The sequence below is a fragment of the Streptomyces phytophilus genome, from assembly GCF_013870535.1.
In the GTDB taxonomy this organism is placed as follows: Bacteria; Actinomycetota; Actinomycetes; order Streptomycetales; family Streptomycetaceae; genus Streptomyces; species Streptomyces phytophilus.
Window position 1 is genome coordinate 1 of the sequence record NZ_JACBXC010001432.1, and the last position, 1,449, is coordinate 1,449.

A 1,449-nucleotide genomic window follows, 5' to 3' on the forward strand; every position below is an offset into this window, starting at 1 on the left:
GCGCCGGCGCCGATACCGGCGGCCACGGTGCGCAGCCCGCGGGCCAGGTTCTCGGCGCTGGGGCGTTCGGCCGGGTTCTTGCGCAGGCAGGACTGGACGACGGTCCACATCGGGTCGGGCAGGCCCGGCGGGCGCTGCGCCTCCTGGTTGAGGTGCTGGTGGAGGACCTCCAGGGCGGAGGTGCCGCCGAAGGGCGGCCGGCCGGTCAGCAGCTCGTAGAGCAGGATGCCGGCGCCGTAGACGTCCACGGCGGAGGTCTGCGGGCGGCCCTCGGCGGACTCGGGCGCCACGTACGCGGGGGTACCGACGAACTCGTTGGCGCGCGTCAGGCCCGGGGAGTCCGCGAGCCGGGCGATGCCGAAGTCGGTGAGCATCGGCTGCATCCGGCCGACGCCGTCGGGCCCGGCGCTGCCGGCGAGCAGCACGTTCGCGGGCTTGAGGTCGCGGTGGACGATGCCGTCGGTGTGGCTGGCGGCGAGCGCGTCGGCGATCTGCGCGGTGAGCAGGGCGGCGCCCACGGGCGTGAACGGGCCGTTGTCCCGGAGGTAGCGGTGCAGGTCGGGGCCGTCGACGAGATCCATGACGAGGGCCAGCAGATCGCCCTCGACGACGAGGTCGCGGGTGCGGACGATGTTCGGGTGGGTGAGGCGCAGGAGCGCGGAGCGCTCGCGCAGGAACCGCATCACCACGTCGGGGTCGCCCGCCAGCTCCTCCTTGAGGACCTTGATGGCGACCACCTCGCCCGGGCTGCCCGCCACGGCGGCTTCCGCCCCCGCCGTCTCGCGCTGGCGGCCACGCCACACGGTGCCCGTGGCGCCCCGCCCGAGCGGCTCTTCGAGGAGGTACTTGCTGCCTACCGGCCGCACGTCATGCGCTCCCTGGTCGTGATCGTTCCTGCCGGCCCCCGGACCGGTCGGTCCGTGGGCCATCTGCACCACTCTAGTGGCGTCCCCGCGGCGCCCGCCGGGGTCGGGCGGCACCGGGCGCCCGGCGTCCCGGTCCGCACCCCGGCCGTCCGGTTCCCCGGAAGGCGCCTGTTGTTCTCCGCGGTCCCCGGGCCCGTCCCGTGCCCGTTCGCCGGGTGCGTCCCGTCCTCCTGCGGACGGCGTACCCGTTCGCGGTGCGCTCTCACCCGTGCCGTACCGCCGTACCGTCCGTCCGCAGCCGTTTCGTGACGCCTGTGCGAAGGAAGGACGTCAGCTTCCCGGTCGTTGGTTGCCCCGTAGGGCTGACGAAGCTGTCAACAGTGGTCCGTAACGGCAAATTTTGAGTCGTAGTCGGGGCAGGAAGCGGCCATACAAGATCCGCCAACACCGGTCTCGCAGCGGGCTGTCGGTGAGAGATGGGAATATGACCGCGGCCCTCGAATCGGCCCTGCCCAGGGAAGGGAGCGGTGACCGGCATGCAGATCCGGCTGACCGTCCAGGCGACGCGCGGCGGAGCGGCCGC

1 protein-coding gene is annotated in these 1,449 nt (G+C 73.4%); it reads right to left on the reverse strand.

All coding sequences use genetic code 11. From position 1 onward, the window contains the following. On the reverse strand, positions 1–866 hold an 866-nt coding region (locus tag H5J30_RS33060; RefSeq protein WP_181791394.1), incomplete at its 3' end, for a serine/threonine-protein kinase. Positions 867–1,449: the final 583 nt, after the last annotated feature.